The 25,678-nt window shown below is 67.5% G+C and carries 16 protein-coding genes; 3 read left to right on the top strand and 13 right to left on the bottom strand.

Features of this window, described 5'->3' with window-relative positions; all coding sequences use genetic code 11:
* Positions 1-6 precede the first annotated feature (6 nt).
* From WME82_RS36460 to WME82_RS36410, 11 genes are all read right to left on the bottom strand, one after another.
* On the bottom strand, positions 7-1,629 hold the full coding sequence (locus WME82_RS36460; RefSeq protein WP_438039083.1) for a tyrosine-type recombinase/integrase: 1,623 nt from the start codon (positions 1,627-1,629) through the stop codon (positions 7-9).
* Between the two features lie 201 nt (positions 1,630-1,830).
* Positions 1,831-2,358 (bottom strand): hypothetical protein, encoded by a 528-nt coding sequence (locus tag WME82_RS36455; protein ID WP_438039082.1) that lies wholly within the window; start codon positions 2,356-2,358, stop codon positions 1,831-1,833.
* A gap of 844 nt (positions 2,359-3,202) precedes the next feature.
* Positions 3,203-3,682: a hypothetical protein gene (locus tag WME82_RS36450; protein ID WP_438039081.1), complete on the bottom strand. Its 480-nt coding sequence runs from the start codon at positions 3,680-3,682 to the stop codon at positions 3,203-3,205.
* A gap of 621 nt (positions 3,683-4,303) precedes the next feature.
* Positions 4,304-5,374, bottom strand: coding sequence for a hypothetical protein (locus tag WME82_RS36445; RefSeq protein ID WP_438039080.1), 1,071 nt, complete (start codon positions 5,372-5,374; stop codon positions 4,304-4,306).
* 30 nt (positions 5,375-5,404) lie between these two features.
* Entirely contained in the window at positions 5,405-6,442 is a 1,038-nt protein-coding gene (locus tag WME82_RS36440) for a hypothetical protein (RefSeq protein ID WP_438039079.1), read from the bottom strand.
* Positions 6,443-6,836: 394 nt separating this feature from the next.
* Positions 6,837-7,895, bottom strand: coding sequence for a hypothetical protein (locus WME82_RS36435; RefSeq protein ID WP_438039078.1), 1,059 nt, complete (start codon positions 7,893-7,895; stop codon positions 6,837-6,839).
* A complete protein-coding gene (locus WME82_RS36430; RefSeq protein ID WP_438039077.1) occupies positions 7,892-10,093 on the bottom strand; it encodes a hypothetical protein in 2,202 nt (733 codons plus the stop codon). Before WME82_RS36430 ends, WME82_RS36435 begins: the two co-directional genes overlap by 4 nt.
* Positions 10,090-11,499, bottom strand: a complete 1,410-nt coding sequence (locus WME82_RS36425) for a hypothetical protein (RefSeq protein WP_438039076.1) — start codon at positions 11,497-11,499, stop codon at positions 10,090-10,092. The genes WME82_RS36430 and WME82_RS36425 overlap by 4 nt, the downstream gene beginning before the upstream one ends.
* 457 nt (positions 11,500-11,956) lie before the next feature.
* A complete protein-coding gene (locus WME82_RS36420) occupies positions 11,957-13,501 on the bottom strand; it encodes a hypothetical protein (protein WP_438039075.1) in 1,545 nt (514 codons plus the stop codon).
* Between the two features lie 38 nt (positions 13,502-13,539).
* On the bottom strand, positions 13,540-15,168 hold the full coding sequence (locus WME82_RS36415) for a hypothetical protein (RefSeq protein ID WP_438044966.1): 1,629 nt from the start codon (positions 15,166-15,168) through the stop codon (positions 13,540-13,542).
* A gap of 20 nt (positions 15,169-15,188) precedes the next feature.
* Complete coding sequence (locus tag WME82_RS36410) at positions 15,189-16,418, bottom strand: hypothetical protein (protein WP_438039074.1); 1,230 nt, start codon at positions 16,416-16,418, stop codon at positions 15,189-15,191.
* A gap of 118 nt (positions 16,419-16,536) precedes the next feature.
* Between WME82_RS36410 and WME82_RS36405 the strand changes: the two genes are divergently transcribed.
* The gene (locus WME82_RS36405) at positions 16,537-17,667 is read left to right on the top strand and encodes an RNA polymerase sigma factor (RefSeq protein ID WP_438039073.1); all 1,131 of its coding nucleotides are present in this window, start codon (positions 16,537-16,539) and stop codon (positions 17,665-17,667) included.
* Between the two features lie 120 nt (positions 17,668-17,787).
* Complete coding sequence (locus tag WME82_RS36400) at positions 17,788-18,684, top strand: helix-turn-helix transcriptional regulator (RefSeq protein WP_438039072.1); 897 nt, start codon at positions 17,788-17,790, stop codon at positions 18,682-18,684.
* A gap of 325 nt (positions 18,685-19,009) precedes the next feature.
* Here WME82_RS36400 and WME82_RS36395 read toward each other — a convergent pair whose 3' ends face one another.
* Together WME82_RS36395 and tnpA are read right to left on the bottom strand one after the other, a co-directional pair.
* Entirely contained in the window at positions 19,010-20,599 is a 1,590-nt protein-coding gene (locus tag WME82_RS36395; protein WP_438039071.1) for an IS1182 family transposase, read from the bottom strand.
* A gap of 1,453 nt (positions 20,600-22,052) precedes the next feature.
* Positions 22,053-22,295 carry an IS66 family insertion sequence element accessory protein TnpA gene (gene tnpA / locus WME82_RS36390; RefSeq protein WP_438039070.1) on the bottom strand — a complete coding sequence of 81 codons (243 nt, stop codon included), beginning with the start codon at positions 22,293-22,295 and terminating at the stop codon, positions 22,053-22,055.
* 288 nt (positions 22,296-22,583) lie between these two features.
* On the opposite strand from tnpA, the gene WME82_RS36385 reads away from it, so the two are divergent.
* Positions 22,584-25,661: a DEAD/DEAH box helicase gene (locus WME82_RS36385; RefSeq protein ID WP_438039069.1), complete on the top strand. Its 3,078-nt coding sequence runs from the start codon at positions 22,584-22,586 to the stop codon at positions 25,659-25,661.
* Positions 25,662-25,678 lie beyond the last annotated feature (17 nt).

The raw sequence follows: 25,678 nt of genomic DNA, 5'->3' as shown, positions 1-25,678 counted from the left end.
CGCGTGTCAGAAATCCCGCCAGGATTTCTGCGACGACGCGGCGGAGGCGGATGAAATGTCAATGATTTCAATCTGTTCTGTCTGATTCGCGGCCGGGTCGCTCGCCTGCGTGGCCCAACGCGGGCCCAACGGGCCGCCTGCCGCCACCGGGGCGCCCGCTGCGGACTGGCCGGCGTGGTTATCGACCGCGGCCGGCGCTCGGTGGTGCAGCGCGCGGACAAGGGACGCGCCGTTGCTCGGCGACGGCGAGCCCGCCTCCGGGCCCGCGGACATGGGATCACTTCCACCTAAACGGCCGCCCCTGCCGTTCAGCTCGGGGATCGCCTCGTCCAGAGGAGCGAAGTCCCCTAAGCCGAGCTCAGCGACCTTGCGCGCCGCGCGCTTGTAGTGGTGAATCTGACGGCTCGACTTATGCCCGGTCCGATCGGAGATCCACGTCTCCGTGCGGCCGTTCGCGAGCTTGATCGTGATGAAGGTCGCGCGGGTGTCGTGCAAGCGTATATTCAGCCTTGACTGCGTGGTCTCGAACAACTCGGGCCGATCGATGCCAGCACGGCGCAGGTGATTTCGAAAGTTGTGCGCCCCACTGCGCCCCGGTAGGGGCCCGCTCGGCCCAATGAAGACACGCTCCTTCGGGGGACATACAGCGAAATAGGTCCGAAGCGCGCGCACGACGTCGGGTGAGAGTGCCCAGGCGCGTGGGTCATCTGTCTTGTTCTCGTCGAGCACCACGGCGCCGCGCTCGAGATCGAGGTCGGACGGCTCCAGCCTTCCGGCCTCGTCCGCCCGCATTCCCTCGCGAATCAGGAAGCCATAATAGATCCGATAGGACAGCGGAATATTCACCGCCGCCATGAGGCGCCTATCCTCGTCGGGGTAGAGGGAGCCTTTGGCCTTATTGTCCTCCGCCTTGGGGATCCATCCACGCGGCAGCGGATTGCTGGCGATGATGCGCGCCGGATAGGTCGCGAGCGCGAGTATTCGATGAATGACCTTTGCGACTCCTTGGCGCGAGGAGTCCTCAAGATGTCCTGGTAGCATGGAGATCGCTCGATCCGCATGATCGAGCGTCAAACGAGAGAGAGGAACGGGGCCGAGTACCCCTAGAACATGATTGAGCTTATGCCGGTATTGCTCCGGATGGCGAAGCGCTTTCACATGCAGTGGATATTGCTCGGCGAGCCTTCCAGAAACAACCAACTCGGCGAACTCAGCGAAGGTTGTTTCCCCGGACGCGCGAGCACGCGCTTCGCCCCTGCAGAGCTGCTCGATGGCAAGCCGGACGTCGCGGAGCGCGCTGCCCTCGCGCGCAGCAGCCCGCTCCAGCAGCGGCAAGCCGAGCACGATCTGGCCGGCCGCAAGCAGACGCCCGGCGAGCTCGGACAGCACCTCCAGGCGCGCGTTGGCTTCCTGCTCGGTCCGGCAGGTCGGCAAGCTGAACGTGGATCGACCGGCCTCGCCAAGGCTGAGGCGCGCAGTCCACGTCTTCCCGCGCAGCCGGACGGATCCGGAGCCGTTGGCGCGCTTGTCTCCTGCGGGCCTGCCGGGCGCGCGAGTCGCCAGCTTCGGGTGCTCCGTCGTGCTCGCCGAGCCCGGCGAGTCTGCGGCGGCCGCCGCTGCTTCCGCCACCGGAGTGGCACGTCCGGCAGAGCGGCTCGAACGCAGACGCCGATCAGTCGATGCCGGTGCAGGGAGGGATGAGGCGGGGGACGACGCCGAGCGCTTGGCACGCACCCGTCGCTGGGCTACGTCGGTCATGGGTCGGTCTCCGGTGAACGCGGGGGTCGATCAAGGGCCCGCCCGGCGTTGGTCGCGCCGAGCGGGCCCGCTCTACTTCGGCGGCAGCCTAGCACGGCTTGTTGCTGCGGGAGGAGCGCCCGCCCGGTCGGTGCGCGGGCATGGGACAGATTCGAGACCGGCGGAGGCCAGCACGGCGGCAACCCGCGTGCGCTCATCCGCCTCTGTCGTGCGACGCAAGGCCGGCTCACTGGCCAGCGCCCGGAGGTAGGCCACGAACGCCTCACGCTGGACCAAGCGCAACTTGCCGAGTTTCGTGATCAGCAGGGGAAAGCCGGGCGAGCGGATCGTGTCGAGGAAGACGCGCGCGGGGATGCCGGTCACCGACTCGACGTTCTTCTGCGAGAGCATCTCCGGCGGCGGTGCCGTAATCGTCAGCCCATCCAGGGGGATCGCGAGCGTTGCGGTTGCCGTCGCCGTCGCTGTCTGGTCGATCACCTTCGGGCTGGACCATCCGCCGGGGGAAAGCTCCGGGCTCTCTCTGTAGCTGGCGCGCACGCCGCTGCCGGCCTGACGAAGAGCAAGCGGTGCCGAACGACGGGCGAGAGCCGCTCGTGTCATGCTGTACCTCCATCTGTGTTGGGTTCGTGCGCAACCGTGACCGACGCCGCCAGAAGGTGCCCGAAAAGGTATCTCGGAGCCGACGGTATCTCACTGCGAGATACCCCTGTGCGCGTTTAAGAAAACACCGCGTCGTGTCGCGAGGTTAGGTGTTCTGGAAGGTGCTGAAGAGCGGCCGGAAGATAGGGGAAGCGAAGGGCGTCATTTGGTATCTCGGAGCGACCCGCCGGCACCGCCCGGGGAGGTCGCTCCGCGGCGTGCGCTGAGACCGGCTGCGATCGCGGGTGCGGCCGTGCCGTGGCGGTAAGGGGCATCGGCGGCATCGCGTCATCGCCATCGCCGATCGGCACACGCTGCCAACGGAACTTCGTCAATTCCGTGCGGTGTCCGTCGTGGGGCGCTCCTCGTCGGCGACGAGCTCGGGCGGCCTCCAAGCGCCCGGCGCGCTCGGCGAGCACCTCCAGCCGCGCGTTGGTTTCGTCCTCGGTCCAGTACACGGGCAGGCTGGCGGTCCAGGTGTTCCCGCGCAGCCGGACGGAGCCCACGCCGTTGGTGCGCATCACTGTCGTTGGTTTGCGGGCGGCGCGAGCGTCTGGCTTCCGGCATTCCGCCAAGCTCGCCGGCTCGGCGAGGCCGCGTCGGGTGCAGCTGTCTCCCAGCGCGACGACGGGCCCCCGCCGCAGCGGCTCGAGCGCGCCCGCCGGTTCGGCGGACGACGGCGCGGGGAGGGACGCGGCAGGGAGCGAAGGCGAGCGCTTGGCACGCGCCCGCCTTCGCTGGGCGAGATGAATCATGGGTCGTCTCCGGTTTCCTGGGGGGCCGATGACGGGCTCGCGCGGCATTTTCAACGCCGGACATGCCCACTACGCGTCCGCCGCAGCCTGCCACCGCCTGCGCCGTGCGGAGGCGCGACCGCTCGGCCGGTGCGTGCGCACGGGATGGGCTCCAGGCCAGCAGCCGCCAGCACGGCGGCAACGCGCGTTTGCTCATCCCCGTCTGCGTCACGGCGCGACGCTGGGTCACCGGCCAGCGCCTGGAGGTAGGCGACGAACGCCTCGCGCGGGACCAGGCGCAGCTTGCCGAGCTTCGTGACCCGCAGGGGGAAACCCGGCGCGCGGATCGTGTCGAGGAAGACGCGTGCCGGGATCCCGGTGACCGACTCGACGTTCTTCTGCGAGAGCATCTCCGGCTGCGGCGCCGTGACCATGAGCCCGTCCAGAGGGATCGCTAACGTCGCGGTGGCGGTGGCCGTGGGCGTGCTCCCCCTGGGGCCGTGCGATCCTCGGACGGGCGCCTCCAGGATCGTCCTCTCCATCGCGCGCATGCCGTTGTCAGCCTGACGATGAACAAGTTGTGCCGATACACGCGCGAGAGCCGCGGATGCCATTCCGTACCTCCGTCCGTTTTGTGTTCGGGAGCAACCGTGACCGACGCCGCCGGAAGGTGCCCGAAACGGTAGTTCTGCGCTCCCGGTAGTTCGACGCGAACTACCGGTGTACGCGCCCGGAAAGAACATCGAGCGATGTCGCGGGGTTAGGTGTTTTTGGAAGCGCCGCTGAGGGGCCGAAAAACGGGGAAAACAAAGGGCGCGATTTGGTAGTTCTGCGCGCCCCCTCAGCGACGCGCGCGGAGGTGACACGAGGGGGGCCCCAAGGTAGGCACACCGCGCAGAACGCGACCCACGCGCACCGGGCGAGAGGGTTCGGCCGGTCCGCCGTCGCCTCCGAAGCCCCACCCCGGTAGACGTAGCCGACCCGCACCGTCACCGGCTGCGGGCCTTCGAGGGGGCGCCCGGAGGCGTCCTTGCCGTCCCACGAGAACGTCGTCTCGCTGTTCGGATCGCAGGGGCAGGCGAGTCGCTCCTTGAAGCGCCGGCCGGCGATCTCGGCGACCAAGTCGATGCGCTCGAGCGAGGCGGGCACGCCGCGGCGGCTGAGCGGGATCGTTAGGGCATCAGGCCGAGCGCGAAGAGGGCGTCGGACCAGAGCGGCCAGAGCGTGCGGTACGGGTGGGTCGCGAGCACCACGCCGCCGCTCGGCAGGCGCCGGACGTAGAACCGGGCGTGGTGGACCAGGAACTCGAAGTGAGCGATGGTGATCTCGACCTGCGAGAGGGGCGAGCCGTTGCCCGTCTCCGTGCCCTGCTCGTCGCGCCCCCTGAATGGGAGCGTCCGCTCGTAGATCTCGCGCCCGCGCGGCTCTGCGGCGCGCCACGCGCCGTCGGGCGCCTCCGCCGCCGCTTCGAGCGCCTCGATCAAGGCGGAAGGCGGAGTTTCCAGCGCCTTGAGGACGGCTTCACGGGAGAGCGAGCTCGAATGCGCGCCGGCATGCCGTAGCGCGACACACGCGCCAGGCGGCGCGGCTTCCACCCGCGCGCGGAGCGCTTCCAGCGATAGGCCCGCGATGCGCGACACCCTCTCCTTGTAGTGGAGGCACAGCCACGACAGGGCGAGATCGCGCGCGATGTCGCGAGCGTCCGCATTGTACGTCGCGCACAGGGCGATCGGTGCGAGCCAGGTCCGCGCCGTCGTGCAGCCGCCGGTCGGGATGCGCCCGCTCGCGTCCGGCGCACAGAGGCGGAGCAGGACGTCCTCGATGTCTTTCAGCGCCATGTGCCACGCGAGCACGGCCTCGGCCTGCACGGAGCGCGGGCCGCGGTCCAAGGCGAGGTCCATGTGCATGGGGGAAAAGTCCTCGATTTCGCGGGCGTGCATGTGGATGGGGCCCTTCGGATCGAGGCGCTCGCTCCTGTCGGTGAAGCAGCGGAGGATGCAATGGACGAAGTGCTCCTGGCTCAACGATGCGACGAAGTAGGTCTCCGCGTCGGTGCGTCCGAAGTGGGCTCGGAGCATCGCGACCACCTCGTCCACGGAGATCGTGTTGCATTCCGTGTCGTGGTCCATGATCGCGCGCATGCTGTACTGTGGCTCCTTGATGAGGGCCGACAGCGCCGCGCCAAACGCATCGACCCTCTGGGCCTCGTCACACCAGGCGAAGAAAAACGGACCTTCTCTCATCGCTCGATCATCCTCATGGTGTAGCCTGCGTCAGGACATCAGGCCGAGCGCGAGGAGCGCATCGGCCCAGAGCGGCCAAAGCGTGCGGTACGGGTGCGTGGCCAGCACCACGCCGCCCCTCGGCAGCCGGCGCACGTGGAAGGGGGCGTGATGCTCGATGAATCGAGTGTGCGCGCCCGTATTCACGGTCACGTGCTCGGTGGGCGCCCCCTCCTTCGCTGCCTCAATGGTCTCGAGCGCGATCGGCTCGAGCGCGCGCCATGCGTCGTCCGGCACAGCGGAGGCTTCGAGTGCTTCAAGCAGCGTGGCCGGCCGCGTGGAGAGCGCTGCAAGGACTTGCTCGCGCGTCAGCTCGGCGTCGCCGGCGAGCGCGATGCGCGTGCCGACCGGCAGAACCTCGCCGCGCGCGCGCAGCGCGTCCTCCCTCTCTGTGAGCTCGATGCTCTTCCTCCAGCGCGCGCGCGGATCGGGTTCATCGCGCACGAGCAGCCCCATCCTCTCGCTCTCTGCGGAATGCTCCAGCTCGGCGTGCTTGCGCGCGCGCGCGACGGTGCGCGCGACCGCGATCCGCGTCCCGCGCGGCGCGGCCTCTATACGCGCTCGAAGCGCATCGAGCGAGTTGCCTGCGGCCCGCGCCACCTTGTAGCCCTCGTGGACGTGCACCCACGAGAGGGCGAGATCGCGCGCGACGAAGGAGTCCGCGTGGTATGTCGCGGCGAGCTCGATCGGTGGACCCCAGGCATTGAGGTCTGAGCACCCGCCGGTCGTCACGTGTTCGCTCGCGCAGACACGGACCAAGAAATCGTTGATGTCCTGCTGAACATGCACCGACATGACCGCGGCTTCGACCTCGACGGAGCGGGCGCCGACAGCCACGTCGATGCTGTGCGGGAGCAGATCGTGATGTTCGCCGCTCGATGCGCTCAGAGGACCGTCCGGGGACCGGCGCTCGTGCTTTTCGTCGGCGCAACCGATGGTGAGCGGGGTGCCGTGGCCGAAGCTCGTCATGGTCCAGAAGCTCGCTCCGATGCGCACACCTGTGCCGAAGGCCGAGCGAGCCACTGCCACGGCTTTCTCGACGGGAAGTGCGGCGTAAGACCTATCGGGACCGGCGAGCGGATGGATCGAGAGCCGGACGAACCACCCCGGCATGACGAGGGCGGACAGAGCAGCCGCAAACGCGTCGACCCTGCGTTCCTCATCGCACGCCGCGTACAAGCGAAGGGGCTCCTCCCTCAGCGTACGATAGCTGCTCGCACGGCTCACGACGCGATGCCCTCCGCCCTGAGCGGAATGGCTACATCATTTGCACCTTGCTGACGGACCATTGGTTTCCCTTTCTCACAGAACCAGGTCAGCCGCCATCGCGGCCCTCTTGACCGCCTGACCCGCCCGTCAATCCCCGGGCTCGATCGTGGCCCATAGCGTCACGGCATCCCGAGGCGTCTTGCTTGGCTCGATTTCACGACATGAGGCCGAGCACGGAGAGCGCGTCAGACCAGAGCGGCCAGAGCGTGCGGTAGGGGTGGGTGGTCAGCAGCACGCCGCCGCTCGGGAGGCGGCGGACGTGGAAGGGGGCGTGCTCTTCCAGGAAGCGGGTGTGCCCGCGGGTCGTGACGTCGACCCAGAAGGCGGGTGGGACCTCCCCCGCGGCTTCGTTCTCGAGCTGACGGCGTAGCTCCAGGAGCTCGCGCGCCTCCGGCTCGGCCGCGCGCCACGCGTCGTCGGGCACCGCCGCGGCCTCGAGCGCCTCGAGCAGTGTGGCTGGTGGCATCGCGATGGCCTCGAGCACGGTCTCGCGCGAGAGCGAACGCGTGAGCTCGCTCGTGCCTTTCAGGGCCACACGCGCGCCGTGCGGCGCGGCGTCCACCCGCGCGCGGAGCGCCGAAAGCGGCGTGCCCGCGATGCGCGAGACGCTCTCCTTGTCGTGGAGGCTCACCCACGAGAGGGCGAGGTCGCGCGCGAGCTCCGCGGCGTTCGCGTTGTAGGTCGCGGACATCGCGACCGGGGCGATCCAGTCCTCCTCGCCCGTGCAGGCTCCGGTCGGCACGCGCCCGCTCGCGTCCGGCGCGCAGAGGCGGAGCAGGAGGTCTTCGACGTCACCTTGAACCACGTGGCAGGCGGCTGCGGCCTCGGCCTCCACGGAGCGGGGGCCCCTGCTCACCGCGAGTTCGTAGGGGTAAAAATCCTTCTTGCGTTCGCCCGCATCCACCCTGAGGGGGCCGTAAGGATGGCCACGCTCACTTTCTTCGGGGTAGCACGCGAGGTCGAACCTCATGACGCGCTTGGAACCGTTCGGCCTCACGCTGGAGCCCACGTGAGCGCTCTTCAAACCTCCGAAGTGAGCGCGCACCATGGCGAGCACCTCGTCGATGGAGCACGTTCGGCAGGTTAGGCTCGCGCTCATGCCCAGGCTGAACATATACCCCGGGATGACCAGCGCGGACAGCGCCGCCTCGAACGCATCGATCCGTTCTGGCTCGTCGCACCAGGCGACGAATTGAGGTCCTGAATAGCTCATAGCCGGATCACCATGATGGGTTTGTTGAAGCCCTCGAGGGTAACGGTCTTGCCAGCGTCCCAATCGAATAGGTAGCCATCCTTGACGATGAACTTCTCCGGATCGAACTTCGCTCCCTGCTCGATGATGATCTCGACCCGCGCCACGTCTCCATCGAGCCTCCTCTTCTTCAACGCCTCCATCGCGTTCAAAAGCTGATCGCGCACCTTGAAGAAGGGGATTTTTGCGCCGCCCTTGGCCTCGCTCACGATCAGCTTGTGTCCGCTGGATATCGACAAGAAGTCAGGCGCTGCACCCTCGCTACCGCCAGCGCTCGATTCTCTCGGAATGTCGAGCACCGTGCGCACGCCGTCGTCGCCAACCCCGATGAGCGATCTTCCGTCGTCCACCAGGAACTTGGCCGCCTTCTTCTCGAAGATGTCCACCTCGAACTTCGTGATCGCCCCGGTGAGCGTCTTGTACCCCCTGACGCGGTTCGTCTTCACGATCTTGGCGAACACCTCCTCGATCTCGGCGATCTCCCCCGCCACCCGGATCGCGGCCGGTCGCAGCCCGCCGCTGATCTTGACCGCGCGCCACATCGGCCCGACCGCCCCGAGCCCGAACCCCATCCCCGAGAAGATCCGCTCCTCGTCGCTCAGCTCCTCCCCCGACGGCAGGCACCACGCCTTCCCGGTGACCGCCTCACACAGGTCGAGTGCCGGCCCCACCACCGGCACGAACCCGACCCCAATGCGCGTCGTCGCGTGCACCAGCGTCTGCATCACCTCCGCGTACGCCTCGAACCCCTCGGCGACCGTCGACATCGCCCCTGCGAACGCGCTGATCGTCTGGTAGAGCTCCGTCTGCTCCAGGTCGAGCCCGTCCCCCGTCCACAGGTTGAGGTTGTCCTTCATCTGGTCCGCGAGCGCATCGAACCGCGGCTTCAGCACCGTGTCCACCTGCGCCCGCAGGTCCGCCGGCACCGGCGAATCCTCGAACCAGTCCGACGCATCCATGAACTGCCGTACGAACCCGGTGATCCGGTTCTGCGCCTTCAGGAACGCGTTGGTCTCCGTCAGCGACACGCCCATCCGGTCGCGCAGCGCGATCTCCAGCGCTCCGCTGTTGGCCCGCCACGCCCGCACGTTCGCCACGAAGTCCGCCCGAAAGACCACCACCCGGCCGCTGACGTCCGCCTCCAGCGCCGCGAGCACCGCGTCGGCGTACGCCGCGTAGGGATCCCGCCCCTCCTCGAACGCGCCGTCCACCTCCGCGATGTCCGGCACCTCGACCCACGGCACCTCGCTCTCCCCGAGCGCGTACGCCTGCGGATCGTCCGGGTCCCACCCCTCGGCGCGCGCGTCTTCCGTCGCCAGGTCCGCCACCTCGTCGGCCTGTGCGCCGAACTCGTCCATCAGCCGCGCGAGCTCGTCCTCGAGATCGCTGACGCTCCGCTTCAGGTCGTCGACGAGCTGCTCCATCGCCGCGCGCGTCTCCGGCGCGACCGCGTCCTCGTACCGGTCCAGGATCGCCTCGAGGTCGGTCCGCGAGATCTCGTCCAGCGGCCGGCTGACAAGGTCCTTGAGCTCGGTGTCGAGCTGCTGGAGCAGGTCCATTTTCTCCGCGAGCAGGCCCACCGCCCGTGCGTTCGCCACGAGCGCCGCGCGCTCCTTGGCGATCTCGGCCAGCAGGATCTCGATGTCGCGCGCCAGCGCCGGGTTGATCTCCACGAGGCTCAGGTCGAGCGTCGTGTCGCCGGAGAACTTCTCCCCGCGGCGCTGGATGTCGAAGAGCGGCTTGTTCAGCCCGAGCGGCTTCGAGACGAGGTGCACCACCTCGTGCGACTCGGTGCACCAGTCCTCGCCGGCGGAGTTCTTGACATGGAAGTGGAAGTCGTTCGCTCCCATCTGGAGCAGCACCGAGTCGAACTCCGTCTCCGCCCTGTTCGTCTGCGTTCCGTCGGGGAGATCCAGCAGCGCGCCGGGGACCTCGTACGTGGTCAGCGGCGTGTCGTTTACGCTGAAGAAGTTGTGTCCGACGAGGAATGCCCCTTCGCACGAGGAGCTGAGCTCCGTGCGCTCCCAGTCCAGCCTGTACGGCGTGCCGGCCCACGCGAACGAGGGCGCTACCACCGCCACCGCAGTGATCAGCGCGACGAGCTTCTGCAGCGCCACGACACTCCAGCCGCGCCGCGCAACGTCCTTGGAGCCTCTCATGTCCCCTCCGCGCCGCGCACGGCGGCGTCATACGCGATCGCGGCGCCCTTCACGTCCCCCGCGTCGAGCCTCGTCTGAGCCGCGTCGAGCTCCGCCGCGGCCATGCCCTTCTCCCGCAGCGCCGCGAGACCCGCCGCGATCTTCTGCGGCACCCCCGTCCTGAGCTCGGCCTCCGCGGCGTCGAACCTTCCTCGAAGCTCCGCGCACCCGGCCTCGCGCCAGGACGACCCCGCCGCCTCGCAGAGCGGTCGCAGCTGCGCCAGCGCCAGGAGCTCGCCGCACCGCTCGGCCAAGAGCGGCAGCCCGAGCTTCTCGCTCACCGGTGGCGCCGCCGACAGCGCCGTGACCTGCGCGCGCGCACGCTGCTCGAAGGCGTCCGACGCCTTGCGCGCCCGCGCCCCTGCGACGGCCTCGCGCGCCCCCTCGTCCATCTGCAGCACGCGGAGCGCCTGCCGGCGCAGCGCGATGCCGCCGAGCAGCGCCGCCGCGGTCGCGTCGCTCCGGGCGACGCGACCCTTCACGTAACCCAGCATCGCGTTCAGCGAGCGCAGCGCGCCCGACGTCATGTCCGGCAGCACGGCGCCGTGCGTGGCGAGCAGCTCCCTGTGCGGCGCCATCGCCTCATCGAAGGAGGCCGCGAAGACCTGGAGCGTCGCCGACCACCCCAGGATATCCGCGGTGAGCTCGCCGGGCGCGCGGCTCGCCTCGCGCGCCGCCGCGAGCACGGCCTGCTCCACGCCGTCGAGGCCGTCGATGTCCGACCGCGACGCCTGCGCCGAGAGCTCAGCGTACGCCGCCGTCTCCGCCGCCTCGGTCGCGCGGTACGCGGCGAAGCGCGCCGCGACGCCCGCGTATTTCGATCGCAGCGGGGCGGCCTCGTCCCGGGCCTGGTCGAAGATCACCTGCACGGCCGCCATCGCCTGCCTGTCGGCCGCGAGCGTGGCGGCGAGCGGCTCCCTCTCGGCGCTGGCCTTGTCGAGCATCGCCGCCCTGAAGTTGCCGGCCGCGTCGACCGGTGCCTCCGCGAGCAGCACCCTCTGGCGGTCCCTCGCCTCGTCGAGCAGCCGCGCGAGCTTGCCCGCGAGCGTCGCCCGCAGGGACTCGGCGTTCCTCGCGTCGTCGCGCACGTACGCGATCGCCTCGTCGATGTGGCCGAACCAGACGCCGAGCGAGGTCTCGCTCGCGACGATCTCCTCCGGCGTCTTGTTGTTCGGCCAGGTGGCCCACACCTCGATGGGCAGAGCGCCGTCCTTCTCCGCCTGGGCCCACGCGGCGCCTGGCCCCTGATTCTCGCCCACGCAGTGCTCCTCGCCGCCCACCGAGGCTGCGCAGAAGCTCCCGAACGTGTCGTCCCCGAACTTCCACAAACAACCTGCCCCCGCGGCGCCGAACGCCAGGGCGGCCACAGCGACCGCAAGGATCGTCCTCCGTCGCCTCGGTCTGGATCTTTCGCCCATGCTCATTGCCTCCACCCCGCGATTTTTCTCGCTCGCGCACGCTCGCCCGCACGTTTTCCAGAAGCAAGCGTCCCCACCAGAGCGCTAGGACATTGCTCGGCCCTGGATCGCGCCCCGAGCGCCAGGTTGTCCGTCCTCAATGCGCGGACAGTCGCGGAACCGAAGAGGTGTGCTTGGGGGTGCGTGACGCCACGGCCTGCGGACCGGCCGCGAGGTCGAGGCGGAGGCCGCTGAGCTCGTGACCCTCGCCGGCGAGCTCCGCGAGCGAGGTCTCGGCGTCGTGCTCCTGGGGCGCCGTGCGGCTGTCTACGTCGCCACCAGCAGGCCCGCGGGCGCCCTCGTGGAGCTCCGAGCGTGCCACCGTCGGCGCCCTGTCACTACAGGGTTCGCCTGAAGTGTCGTGATCCTAGTCAGGGAAACGCAGCGTCTCGACCCGGGTGCCGTCCTCCCCCCGGATCTCTTCGCCAGACCAATCCCAGCTCACGCCGCCCTTCCCCGGCGGTCCGAGAGTATAGGTGACCCCCTCGAGCGTGAGCCGAGCTTCGTCGAGGTAGGCGATGCCGATCGAGTCGCCGCCGCGCCCGGGGCCGCCGTAGCCGCCATCGCCCCCTAGGCCGCCGTCGCCACCCTTGCAGGACCAGGTGCCGTCTCCCACGGCGCCACCCAGTTCGCCTCGACCGCCTTTGCCCCCTTGCTCGGGTGGCCCGCCGTCGCCACCCGGTCCCCCGGCGAGCGTCTCGATCATGGTGTCGCGTACCGTCAGGTTGGCGTGGAGCGCGACGATCCCGATCGTCGGGTGGCCGTTCTCACCCCCTCGACCGCCTCGCCCACCGCAGCCACCAGCGCCTCCGGAGCCGCCGCCGGCGCCTCCCTTCGAGGCCACGCCGCACACGGCGAGGCCGCCTCGACGGCCACCGCCCCCGCCGCCGCCTTGACCCGGCATGCCCCGATCGCCGTCGCCTGCCCAGTCGGCCTCCCATCCTGCGTCGCTGATACGCCCGATGCCCTGACCCGCGGCGCCGACGGTACCCCACATGCCGTTTTTCCCGGTGAAGCCGCCGCTGCAACCACCGTCTGCCCGGTTGCCAAGTCCTCCCTGCCCATCGTGGCCGGGGTCCGGCTCGGGTACGGGCTCGCCGGCCTCCCCATCTCCAGCGCCGTCGGCGCGCCCGTCGCCTCCCTTGCCACCGGCGCTCGGGATTCCGCCATCGCACGGATTCATCACCGCCGGGCCGCCGGGGACCGTGTCTGCCGAGCACGCATCGCCGCCATACACGCCATCCGGTCCGCGCGGTGCCTGGTTTAGCCCGCCCCATTTCTCGCCATCGTGGCCTGCCCATCCGTAGGAGGTGCGGAGCTCGCTCCGGATGAGCTCCACGGCCGTGTTGGAGCGAACAAGCATCGTGATCGGGCCCCACCCATCCAAGATCATGTCGACGATTGTCGATACCCCGTCCGCGGCGCCGCTGTCGCCGTCGCTCGCCGGCACAACTGTCAGGACGATGTCCGGCCTGTCCGAGATCTGAAGCACAGAGCGTGTGTCGGCCTGGCGCTTCCAGCTCACGCAGCCGAACCCCCCGATGAGATCCACGCCGGAAGGCAGCGTCAGGGGCCCGAAGAACCCGTCGGCGCACGCGAAGACGCGCCCTCGGCCGGTACGCGCGAGCTCCACGCCGCGCTGCAGCGTGCGCACCGGCTTGTCTTTGGTCGTGCCGGGGTTCGCGTCGTCGCCGCTGCCCCAGACGCCCCCCACGAACACGCCGCATCCATCTTCCCACACATCGGCGGCGAGACGCTCGAGACAGACCGACTCCGGCGGCGGCTCGCCTTGACACGACGAGGTGCCGTCGCACGCCGGTCCGCCAGGCTCGTTGGGGCCCGGCGCGGTGCCGCAGCCGGCCAGGGCGAGCAGCAGCGCGGGGGACAGATGGATCGCTCTTGTGGTTCGCATCGTTCTTCCTCGATGTCGTGTCGTAGCGAGGGGGACAATCAGCGGGGCGGGGCGGGATTGGGCACGTCGAATTGACGGTAAGGCATGGAGTCGCCATCCTCGCCCATCCCCACCTCGTCATCTGGTCCTGCATTGCCTGCGCTGCCGCCCTGGCCAGGTTTTCCAAGCTGTACAGGAGAGTCCGGCCCGATGCCCACGTAGGCGCTGTGAGCAGCGACGCCGTAGGAGGATCCTCCGAGGCCGCCGCCGGCGTCGCCCCCGCGACCGCCGTCGCCTCCGGTGCCCCCCTTGCACGCGGGCCACATCTCACTAACACCGGGAGGAGGCGTTCCTCCATAGCGGCCGACGGCGCCCCCTCCGCCCGGTTGGCCTGTGCCGCCGACCCCGCCGTTGCCACCGTTGCCCGTAGTCACCCGAGTCGCCTCGAGCGTCACCGCGCTTCCCTGCAGGGCAACGACGCCGATGCTCGACCCGCCATAGCCACCGCCTTTGCCCCCAAGGCCACCGCAGCCGCCGCTGCCACCGGAGCCGCCACCTGCGCCGGCCTGCGGGCGGCCAGCTGGGCACGCCCCCATCGCTCCCCGCGATTTGCTGCCGCCACCGCCGCCCCCTCCTTGACCGACGCCGCCCCTCTTTCCATCATCACCGCGGATTCCCATCCAGCCGTTTTCGGTGAGGTAGCCTGCGCCAACAGCACCGTCCGCGCGACCGGCGTCAGGGCCGTCCATCCCGTTTTCGCCATCACCGCAACGCGCGCTGCCCGCACCAGTGCCTCCAAGGCCGTTGCCTTCTGGATTCTCCGCGGGCCGCGGCTGCCCCGGAGCGCCATCGCCTCCCGACTCGAGCCCACCGTCGCCCCCGTAGCCTCCGGTGGACTCGACGCCATCGTCGCACACAGTCACGACTGCCAGCGCGCCCGTCGGGGAGGCCGTGGTGCAGGCGTTCGCGCCGTCGTTCCCCACCATGCCGGCATTCGCGCGGAAGCTCGGCGCGTCCTTCCCCGGCTCCCCGTCCTTGCCGTCGCCCGCGACGATCACGCTTTCCCGCACGATCGCCCTGGCCCCCGCGCTCAAGATCACCGCGATCGACGACTTGCCGTCGGGTGCCGAGGCGCCGGCCGCCTTGACGCTCGCGCCGAAGACCGTTGACGTCTTGCCCTCCTTTTCGCCTGCGATCACCCTCAGCGGGATCCCCCCCGGCGGAGCGATGATCGTCGGGTGCTCCGGCCCGCCGAATGACCCCTCGTACGACCAATCCCCGCCGTCACACAGGCGCCCGCCCCAGAGGTCGACCCCCGAGGGCAGCGTGATCGTCTCCGCGAACTCCCCTCCGCACGCGTACACGCGCCGGGTCGGCTTCTCGTCGTGGCTTCGCCCATGCGCGGCGAGCCCAATCGCGTGTTGCAGGGTCTTCACCGGCGCGTCCTTCGTTCCGGGGCTGTTGTCGTCGCCCTGCTCGCTGACGAACACCCCGCACTCGTCGAGCGCCATTGCCGTCGCTGGGTTGCCGTCACAGAGAGTCGGCTCAGGCGCCGGGGCGCACTCCATCACTTCCCAGCAATCGTCGCGGTACGAAGTGCAAGCTAGCAGCGTGCTGCTCGCGGTCCACGCACAGACCACGACAGCAACGGCGGCGGCCAACGCTCTTCGGTCTTCCCGTGGCCGCATCCCCTCGGTACCCGGCATGGTCACCACACCCCCTCGATGCTCACGCCCGTCTCGTGCCCGGTCACGACGGGCGATACATTGACCCCATCCTGAGCTGGCGTGCGTCCCAGGAAGGAGAAGTCGGTGAAGAAGGACGCGGCGGTGGCCGCGCCGATCACACCGCCCGTGATGACCAGGGCCATGCCCACCCGGTCGGACAGGTTGCGCGCGTCGCGCAGGCGCCGCAGCTCGCCGCATGGCGAGCGATCTGGCGCTTGCCAGCACATGGACGAGCTCGATCTGGGGTTGCTCTGGAGCTGGTCACGCCGCGCGCTCATGTCCTGATCGAGCTTGCTGGCGCTGATCATGAGGATCGCGCCTGCCGATACGGTGCCCGTCGCGAGCGAGATTCCCACGACACGCAGCGTGCCCGGCCACGAGGCCCACGGGCTAGGGGCCTGCGCGCGCGGAGCGGGCAAAGCGCGCACCGGAGTCGGCGTCGCGGTCGCGGTCCCCTTGGAACTTCTCGCCTCCTTGGTGCCGCTCGCCGCTGCACACAGCAACGGCATCGTGAACTCGTGCTCCGCGCCCGCCACGGCGCGCAAGGAATGAAGCGCGTCCTTACAGCCCGGTGCACGGCCCCGCACCATGTGCTGGCCCGGCTCGAAGAACAGCGTGTACGTGCGCGCGGTCCGGCCGATGCGCTTGCCGTCGACGAGCACCTCGGCGTCGGGCGGATCGACGCCGAGCACGAGCCGCGCGACGTGCGGCGCTGCGTTGCGCTGCCCTGCCTCGAATCGCCGCTGGAGCGCTTCCGGCAACGCTTCGCGCTGTTCTAGGCTCCTGGCCAGGTGCTCGGCCGCGTCGCGGTACTTGTGCAGCGCGAGCTCGCAAAGGCCGAGCTCGCCGGCGAGCTCCGCGCGCTCCACCTCGGTGCTGGTCGCCGCGTCCGCGGCCTCCAAAGCTGCCTTGTATTCAGCGGTTGCCTCGGTCCACAGCCCGGCCTTGCGCGCTTTCTGACCACGGCGAACATGCTCCTTCACCGTCGATCGGTCGCTCGGTCCCGCCTTCGGATGGATATCGTCCGCGCTGGCCGAGTTCGGGAAGCCTGTTGCGGCCCCGAGCGCAAGAAAAATCGAGAGCGAATGCGCAATGCAACGCATGCCGTGACGGTACCGACGCCGGCTGCTAGGCGTCAACCGGCAGAAACCGCCACGTCTCGGCGGCTTCGGTGGGAATTGGCGGTCGGATGAGGGAATGCGTTCAACCATCCGTCAGATATGGCCAAGCGTAGTCCAAGAAACTACATGGCGGCACATTGTCCGACCGAAGTTGCTCCTCGACTCATTTCTCTGAACCTTTTGGGCCGCCTCGCGTGTGCTGCTTACCGTGGCCAAGCCAGAGACCGACTCCCCCGGCTTCGAGCTCTTCCGGCGCCTGGCCAGGCGCCACGGTGTACCGGCGCGAAACGCCGAGGATATCGCCCAGGAAGCGCTGCTGCGGGGGCTCGACGCCGACCAACGGATCGAGCCGGGCGGCGACCCGGGGCCGTACCGCGTCACGATCGCCGTCAACCAGGCGCGCAATCACGTCCGGGACGCGCGCTGCCGCGGCGAGGTGCTCACGTCGTTCGATGAGCGCGAGATCCGAGATGAGCTCCCCACGCCGGAAGAGCTGCTCCGCAGACGGCAGCGGGAAAAGCTCACCCGGCAGCTGATCGACCAACTCGAGCCCAAGTACCGGGATCTCGTGATCAAGCACGACCTCGAGGAGGTCCCGCTCGCCGAGATCGCCGCCGAGCAGGGGCTCCCGCTGGACACGGTGAAGACGCGATACCGGCGGGCGCACAAGGAGCTCGAGGTGCAGGGGGGACGGTGGCAGGCGCAGGAGCACTCTCAGGGAAGGGACGGGAGCATCTGCGTGCCGCTTGCGCTGGGGTTCGGCCGTCGCGCGTGGTGGGTGGCCTCGCTGCGCCGGCTCGGCCTGAGGATCGTCGTTCAGGCCGCGCTCGTCCTGCTGACCGGCGCGCTCGTCTCCGCCGTGCCGCCCTTGCCCGACCTGGAATCGTGGATCAGGGCGGCGGCGGTCCGCGCCCCTGCCACCGCGCCCGCGGAGCAGGACGCCGTGGCGCCCCCCGCGCGAGATGGCGCCCAGAGCGCCGGGGGGCCTGCCGGTGGAGACGGGATGCCCGGCGCAGCGGCGCCCGCCGCGGCGACCGCGCACGAAATCTCTTCGCGGACGGCACACGGGAGCGCGCACGGCGAAGCGATGGCGACCGGCACGCCCGCTCCCTCGAACGCGAAGACGAGAAGTCACCGGGCCGCGCCTCCGGCGAGCGCTGTTCGACCGACCGCCGGCGAGGTCGAGAGGAGCCTGGTCAACCAGGCGCGGAGGGCCATCGAGGCCAACGACGTCATGGCCGACGTCGAGGCTCGGCGACTGCTTGAGGCCCACGCGCGGCAGTTCCCGCGAGGGCGGCTCGCCGCCGAGCGCGAAGAGCTGTTAAGGCAGCTTCGCTGAATCGTCGGCTACCCATCAACAGCTAGGCAGGCGGGTATAGCGGTGCTGCTTCCGCGCAGCGCAACGTCGAGATCCGCCTTGCGTCGGACAACAACGCTCAGGTCCAGGAGGCGAAAGTTCATGGAAGACATGCTGGGTGCGATGTGGCTCGTCTCGCCGCTCGGGCTCGCGATGATCGCATGCGTCGCGATCGGCTTCGCGGTCACCGCGCGCGAAGCGCTGGGACGCGAGCGCGGGCTTCGCGAGGCGCGCGAGCACGCGCATGATGACGAGGAGGCAGCCCTCTCCGATGCGAAGGAGCAGGCAGCGGGCGAGCGAGACCTATACCGGCGCCTTCTGGACTGTCATGTCGACGCGGCGCTTGCAGAGCTGACCGAGGCCCGCACGCGCCCCGTTCCCTGGCCAGGAAGGGTCCTCGAGTCGTTCTGCGCGACGACGCCTTCCTGGAGGAGAAAGCTGGCCGAGAGCACGGGGTTGGAACCGAGGGAGGTGGAGCGGTTGCTGAGGAGCGACCTGCCGATGACGCCCGGCCTTGCCCGGCAGCTGGAGTCCTTCACCGGCACGCCTGCGCGGTACTGGGAGCGCCTGTGGCGGCTGCACGACGACCACCGAACGGACGCGGAGACGACGGTGGTGATGCAGATCGGTGCGCCCAGCACCAAGCGTGAGAGCTCGGTGCTTCCCGCGTCGTCGTCGGCGCCGAGCTCGGCGCCACCGACTCCGCCGACGATACCTCCCCGTGCGCTCGACGTTCCTCCGCCCGTGGTGCCGTCTCCCGAGCTCGCGGCCAGGAGCCCGCGGGCGAAGCTCCCGCCGCCTCCGCTGCCGCGGCTTCGGTCGCCGCTCCCTGTCCGCACCGCCGCGGGGGCGGAGCTCGCCCAGCGCGCCGCCACGCTGACGAGCTTCCCGCTACAGCGTGACGAAGGGGGGACGAGCTCCGCCAACGCGTCCGACTGGGAGGACGCAGAGCGCTCGCCGCTGAACACGACACTTCCGGGCGTAGGGAGCCATGGATGAGCGCCGCCGCGCTTCGCAGCTACACGCCATCAGGAGCCTACGAGCATGCCGCCGCTACGGAAACAGAGCAGCTACGGATAACGTCTTCCTTTGGTAGCGGACGGGGAAGACCGCGAACCGGTGCCGCATAGGCGGACGCGCGGCATCACCCGCTTACGGGCGATTGCCCGCGGGGGAGGGTAACGCCATGGATCGTCTGTCGAATGAAGACGAGCGCGCCGCCGCGCACGCGCGCTTGTTTTGCCCGGCGCAGGTTCGTGCCGTGCTGCGCTGGCTGGGGAGGCTAGAACGCCGAACATGTTGAAAATCGTCTAATTTCGATATGTTATGCAGCCTCCTGGATCAGCCGCTGGGCCGCCTCAAGATTCTGGATGGCTGCGGTGCGCCGGAGGTCGAACAGATTTCTCCTGGCGCCGATGTAGCGCGCGCAGTGTCCTTTCCGCGCCGCGATATGGGCGAGCGCATGCTCCACAGCTGTCCGCTGCCGGAGCACGGCGCGTCCTGCTCCGGTCTGCTGCAACTTCCGGAACTTGCCCTGCAGAGCTTCATCCTCGGCGATGGACACGGTCCGCCCTCGCCCCGAGGCAGCTTGCGTGCACTTGGCTCGGAGGGGGCACGCGCCACACTCCTCAGGATCAAACTCGACCGTATCGCCCGGTTCGAACACCTCGATCTGCCCCGCTGGACACGTGATTGTCTTGGCGCGCAGGTTGATCTTGAAGTCGCGCTTGCTGAATAGCTCCGGGCTGCGAGCCCGCTGCCCCCAAGGCTTCGAGAACACCTGGCCGCCCGCTCGGATCACGTCATCGACGACGGGACTGTTCACGTAGGCTCGATCGATGTGCAGCTCACCCAGGCGCAGCCCCTGATGCTGGATGTCCTTGGCGATCGGCGCGGCCCCCTCCTCTTCGGGCCGATTCGCCGGCGTGATCGCGCAGGCGACGATGACCGGAAGGTCAAGGTCGCGCGCGATATGTTCCTTGTAGCCGTCGAAGCGCTTCGAGCGGCTCTTGCGACCGTGGCGCATCTCGGCGTCTTCAATGGAGACACGGCGGTCAGGCGCAACGCCTTGCCGGATGCGAACGGTCCCATCCTCGGCTGTTTCCAGGTCCTGGTCTCGAACCTGTGTGACCGCGTCCAGATAGGTGCGAAGCGGCTGCTCGACGACGTCGTCCAGGTGGCGGTCGACCCACTGCTGCAGCGACGAGACCTGCCGCTCCAGGATCTGAATCGCTGCCGCCTTCTGTTTCGGGTCGCTCCAGTCCAGGTCGAGCCCGGCCTTGATACTGGGAGCCAGAAGCAGCGGGATGCCCGCCTTGCGGCAGATCTCCTCGGGCGGACGCTCCGTGATCTTCGACACGACGCGGACGATGCTGCGTGCAGCGTGGCCGAGCAGGTTGATCGTGTCCTCAACCCGCCCGGCCCCCGCTAAAGGGCGGCTATCGATGGCCACGCGCAGCGCCTTGGACACCGCACGCCTCTCGCCCTCCGTCATCGCGCCGGACCGAACAAGCGCTACGGTCCGCTCCAGCAGCATCCGGTCCATCTCGTGCGCGACCATCCGCTCTCGGAACGCCTGCAGCGCGCCCTGCGAGAACGGCGGCGTCGCCGCACCCAGGCAGCCGAGCACCATCTGCCAGCGCAGGTCGACAACGCACAACTCCACCGCCTCGGCATCCGATGCGCCGACGTAGCCTTGAAGCAGCGTGACCATGCACATCAGCGCCGGTGGATGCGGCGCCTCGCCTGCCCCCGTCGTCCGGTACATGCCCTCCAGCTGCTCCTGGAACGTCTCATCGAACAGCTCGTGCCGGTGCTGCCTGAGAAAGCCGAACAGTGCTCTCACGCGCGTCAGCCGCTTCATCAGCGCCTGCTCCTGCCGCGACAGCTCCACCGGCGGCGACCATCGTTCCATCCGTGCACCTCCGGACGCGGACGAGATCATGGCCCGACGAGACCGTCGAGCCTTGCATCGAAGCGACCAGAATTATCGCAAAATCAACCTGATCGGTCCTCTAGGCCGTCCTGCGCACACGCCACACATTGCGACGCACTTCGGTCTGTACGCGCTTACTAGCGGCAGCAACGCGTTCGTCGCAGGAACCGCCCCCATGTCGCCTGCCTGCGCCAGCGCGATACGGAGCGGCCTTCCACGTGCTGCTTGGAAGCTCCGGAACGCGACAGGAAGGCCGTTTGGACCTTTCTCCGGCTCCCACCTGCTTCCTGGCTGCGCGCCTTCCTCAACCCTAAGCACGGCCTGGTACTCCAGCGTGATCGCGACGAGGATCACTACGTCGACCTTGCGTATGCTCACTGCGCCCGTGGACATCCACCGCAGCGTACGCTCGCAGCCGCTCGCAAGGAAGGGAGACCCGGATGTGCCGTGCCCCCCGAGCTTGACCTGGGCCGGCGCGGTGCCCCGCAAGCTCGACGTTGGTCGGTGCGATGCCCCGCGAATTCGGCCTTGGCCGGTGTCAGAGACCGGTCTCACGGACCGCGACCCGATCCGCAGAACGGATCACGGCTGGAGGAGGACCATCTGACAAATTTCAGCAGAGATGGACTATCGCGCACCCGGATATAGGCGGGACCACCGGGAACGGGCGCGGCAGGTTACGCGAGGGTACGGGACCCACGGAGCTACACCGGAGACACCAGGCCGGCGGAGCCGACCCCCAGGGTCCGCATCTGCGTGCTAGCGCAGCCCGCAGCCGGGCGGGCAAACGGGGCTGTGATGATGCAGACGGCGGGTTGGGTTCCATGCCCTGCCGACCAGCCCCCCCGACCGGTGGTGTACCCTACCGGAGGCATGCCCCGTCTTGACACGGGGCGGCATCTCCGCTGGCCTCGCAGAGCGGGGTAGCCATGGGGATAACTGGAACAGCGGCGAGGACCAGGAAGATGCCTCCGAACGCTTGCGTGAGCCGGCTCGGCGGTCCATTGGGCGCGTGCCGGTTCAGCGGCGAGCTGCACCCTCCCGCGGCTCGCCACGTGCAGAGGTTATCCTGTCACATCCATCTGCTTTCGTCAGCAGCTGATGAGCAGCGCCAGGAAGATGGAGGCCCCCCGGGCGCCATCCTGAGCGCGTTCTTTGAGGGGCGAGAAACGAAGCCCCCTCAGAAAATTTGGTCGAAGTCCTCCGAGGGGGCTCGCCTCCGAGTCGCCAGAAACGGAGGAGCCCATGTTCGACCAATTCACGCTCAAGGGCGAGTTCTTCGCGATGTTGGAGGCCCTGGACCGGGCGATCGTGCGGCGGGTCGCGGCGAGCCGGTGCCCGGCGTGCCGGGGTCCGCTGCACGCGGGCAACTACCCCCGCAAGCCGCGGGGCGCGCTCATCGCGCCGGAGGGCGAGGCGTTCGTCGTCCGCTTCAGCTTCTGCTGCGGGCGCGAGGGGTGCCGGCGGCGCGCGACGCCCCCGTCGCTTCGATTCCTCGGCCGGCGCGTGTACCTCGGCGTCGTCGTGATCGTGGCGAGCCTTGTCGCGCAGGCGCTCGGCGCCGCCAGTACAGCTGCCTGGGCTTGTACCCCTCGCGCCGCGCGAATTTCTCGGCATTCAGCCCGCTCCGGTCCCATCGCTCCACTCGCTCGGCCCACTCCGCCCTCGTAGCCATCGCTTCCTCCTTCGTCGCGATGGGGACGGGTAACCGGCGCTGCTGGGGTGGTCACGGTGGCCTTGGCCGGGTGGTTACTTCCTAGCCTCAGGTTGGCCGGCCGCTACGCGAGCAAGAGGAGTGCCTCGTACGGCTCAAGGAGCTCAACGCGCCCGGTATCATCCTACCCTTCGAGAGGTCGTGGAGCAGCTCGCCGCCATCGACTGTGGTCCGAGTCAGGCCACCGAGACACCAGACGAGGATTTTACTCGCTGGTATAGCGAACCACGATGCGGTAAGGTGTCGTGTATGAGGTTTCACGGGCTCTTCATCGGTATCGATCGTTTCGCTTCGCCACTGGTGAACGAGCTAACCTGTGCAGCGCGTGATGCACAGGCGCTCTTTTCTCTCTTTGGCGATACGCTGGGAGGCGAGCACGCGGTTCTACTCGCTGATGAAGCTGCCACACGAGCAGCTATTATCGAGCAGCTCACGACACGGCTTACCGAAGTCAGCGAGAGCGATGCCGTCTTTATCTCTTTTTCCGGTCACGGTTCCGATGATCACTATCTTGTTACACATGATGCCGATCCGAACGATCTCGCCAACACATCGATTGCACTGGACGAATTGGTCGTACTGTTTTCAAGGATTCCTGCTCGCAACTTGATCTTGGTGCTCGATTGCTGCTTCAGTGGCGGTGCAGGAGCTAGGGTATTTCATCATGCGATGCCGGCACGTTCCATTCACGGTCCAGAGCAAGCGCTGGCAGCTATTGCCAACGAGGGCCGTCTTATCCTGACGGCATCCGATCCCAATCAAGAGGCAATCGAAGACCCAGCACTCGGTCACGGTCTGCTGACATGGTTTCTCATGGAAGCACTTCGCGGCGCGCCTGAGGTGGTAAGCGAAGGGCGCATTCATCTGTACAAACTCCTGCATTATGTCTCTCGGAAAGTCACCGATGAAGCTGCTTCGGTGGGCCATGACCAGAGGCCTACGTTTCGGGGGCGAGTCGATGGCGAACTTCTCTTACCGGTGTTCGTTGCTGGTCGCGAGTACAGTCGCCGATTCCCTGAGCGTGTCGCGTCGCCGGTTACAGAGAATGTGGAAGATCTGGCCGCTCACGGCATTCCGAGTTTTGTACTCAATGCATGGCGGTCATCAATTCCTACCTTAAACGAACTTCAACAGTCAGCGGTCAATCACCACGGCATTCTTGCAGGGAGGAGCATCGTCGTTTCAGCCCCGACGTCGAGCGGCAAGACCATGGTGGGAGAGCTTGCGGCTCTACGGGCTTATGCGGACCGCAAAAGGACCCTCTTTCTTTTGCCGATGCGGGCTCTCGTAAACGACAAGTATGACGAATTTTCGAGGAAGTACGGCACCCTGGGCATTCGTATCGTGCGAACCACGGGCGAGCTGCAGGACGACGTTCCAAGCCTGCTTCGGGGCAAGTACGACATCTGTTTGATGACCTACGAGAAAGCAGCTGCGATTCTCATTGCCTACGCACATGTTCTTCGCGGGGTAGGGACTGTGGTCGTTGACGAAGTCCAGATGCTTGCTGACCCGACTCGTGGCGCAAACCTCGAATTCCTATTGACGTTGCTTAAGTATCGGCGCCGTGAGGGTGTCCGACCACAGATCGTTCTTCTGTCGGCGGTTATTGGCGACACGAACGGTCTGGAGCGGTGGCTCACGGCGAGCTTGCTTCGCTCCGAGAAGCGTCCAGTGCCACTTAAAGAGGGTATCCTTCGGGCTGACGGGTCATTCCGCTTTCTGGATGAAGGCGGCAATGAAAGCGTGGTGCCATGCATCATTCCAGAGTTCCGAAAGGGCACGGGCCAAGACTATATCGTTCCGCTGACTCGCAAGTTGGTAGAAGACGAAGAGTCCGTGATCATATTCCGCGAAACGAAGCCTGAAACCAGGAAGGTGGCAGCGTACCTCGGACGTGAACTCAGCCTCCCACCCGCAGAATCGGTCATTGCCAAGCTTCCGGAAGGGGATCTGTCGCGCTCTTCTTCGGAGCTAAGAAGTCGACTTGCGGAAGGTGTCGCCTTTCACAATGCAGATTTGGATCGAGAAGAACGTCGGGTTATTGAAACGGCTTTCAGAGAAGGAGAGGGCATCCATGTTCTCGTGGGAACGACGACAATCGCCATGGGTGTCAATACGCCGGCTTCGTCTGTCATTATCCGAGGTCTGGAGCATCCTGGTGGCACACCTTACACCGTTGCCGAGTACAAGAACATGGTTGGTCGCGCTGGGCGGTACGGATTTGCCTCGGCGGGAAAGTCATATCTCGTATGCATATCTGCCGCAGAAGAGTGGAAGTTTTGGCACGACTATATCCAAGGCCGGCCGGAACCGCTTGCATCCAGATTTCTCGATGCTGATCCATTAATATTGATTCTCCGGGTTTTGGCAACGGCTGATGTGTCTCGTGTGTCGCACATGACCGAAGAACAGATCGTTGGTTTCTTGGAAAGCAGCTTTGGTGCACATCAAAGAGCACAGCGGCCTGGCGTGCGCGGGCTGGATACAGCAGCATACCGAGGCGCCTTCGAACGGCTGCGAACGCACGGCCTTATTTCTCATAAGGACGGATGTTTTGGACTTACCGAGCTTGGACGCGTGGCTGGTGAGTCAGGGATCGCGGTCGAGTCGGTTCTTCGAGTGGTAGAAGCGGTGCAAGGGCTATCTTCAGATAGGATCGATGAATGGCTTCTTCTTTCTCTCGCGCATCTGACGTGCGAACTCGACGACGTCTACTTTCCGACACACAAGAAATCCCATAAGGAGAAGTCGCGTTGGGAGTCTACGCTGCGTTCGCGGGTTCACATTCCCTATGTTGTTGCGGCGATCCTAAGTGGATCGCAGGCGGCGCATCGTGCAAAGAAGTTCGCTGCAACGGCCTACTGGGTTGCGGGAACTGAGATGCAACAGATTGAGGCAGCGCTCGCTCAACATTACCCCGGAGATTACGGCGGACCAATTCGTGCCGTAGCTGAACGGGCACGGGACGTGCTTGGTCCGATTGCAAAGATCGTGAGCATCATCATTGGTGACCCGAAAGAGCTATTGGGCGCCCGTGCCGATCGTCTGGCTGTGCAATTGGAAATAGGTGTCCCAAGGCGCGCCGTGCCTCTGGCGCGTGCTATGGGGCGCCGATTGACTAGAGGTGACTATCTACGCCTCGTAGCAGCCGGCCTCATTAATGCGGATGGCATTGGCAAGGCAAGTGATGAGTATATCGCTGAGCTGCTTCGTGATGAAAGCCGAGTTCGAGCTCTCCGAGAGGTACAAGCTCTTTTGGCGCAAGAAGTGACGGATGAAAGCCTCAGCGATGAGCGGCTCTTGGTGGCGGACTTTGATGAGTGAGCGACTTGGTAGCAAGC

Origin of the sequence: Sorangium sp. So ce128 (assembly GCF_051525245.1) — a bacterium.
Lineage (GTDB): Bacteria > Myxococcota_A > Polyangia > Polyangiales > Polyangiaceae > Sorangium > Sorangium cellulosum_B.
Note: the sequence above shows the minus strand (reverse complement) of the source record. Positions and strands in the feature narration are given on the sequence as shown.